This is a genomic window from uncultured Streptococcus sp. (assembly GCF_901875575.1).
In the GTDB taxonomy this organism is placed as follows: Bacteria; Bacillota; Bacilli; order Lactobacillales; family Streptococcaceae; genus Streptococcus.
The window spans coordinates 1-567 of sequence record NZ_CABFMF010000061.1 but is presented as its reverse complement, the minus strand read 5'-3'; the positions used below and the strand labels follow the sequence as shown (position 1 = coordinate 567).

Below are 567 nucleotides of genomic sequence, written 5' to 3'. Positions count from 1 at the left end.
AAAAACTCCCTATCCTCCTCTGTTAGCAGATAGCTCTTATTTAAGGAATGAATAGCATTTTTAATCACAATGGCATTCAAACAACGATAGGTCTCTGCCATCTGTCCTTGCTCGACTTCCTCCAACAGTTGCTCTAAGCCAGTGACATCTTGGTGGGCAAAGCGATCCACAACCTTTCTACCAAATCGCATATGTGGAGATTCTTGGTAGTTGTTGAGTTTGTGTCCAAACTCATCGAAGGTCACATTAATCCCTTGGATAGCTAGAATCAGCTTGTCAGCAGACAGCATAGACTGCCCTAGTTCAAACTTGGACAACTGAGAGGCTGTTAGACCAGCACAAGCCACATCTGACTGCTTGAGTTTTCTCGCCAAGCGCAATTCCTTGTAAAATTCCCCCAATTCCATTCTCTCAATCATCTGACCACCTCCTATTTTTTATATAGTATATCATTATTTACACTCATTTGTCAAAATATTCTGACATTTAAAAAGGGAAAAAGCCAGCCTTAAGCTGACTCCATTTTATTCCATCGTATCAAAGGCAAGACTTGGTTTGGCATTGAGG

1 protein-coding gene is annotated in these 567 nt (G+C 41.3%); it reads right to left on the bottom strand.

Annotated elements, in window-relative coordinates; all coding sequences use genetic code 11:
- Positions 1-419: Rgg/GadR/MutR family transcriptional regulator (locus QZ114_RS08540; protein WP_295502197.1), on the bottom strand; the 419-nt coding region annotated here is incomplete at its 3' end.
- Positions 420-567 lie beyond the last annotated feature (148 nt).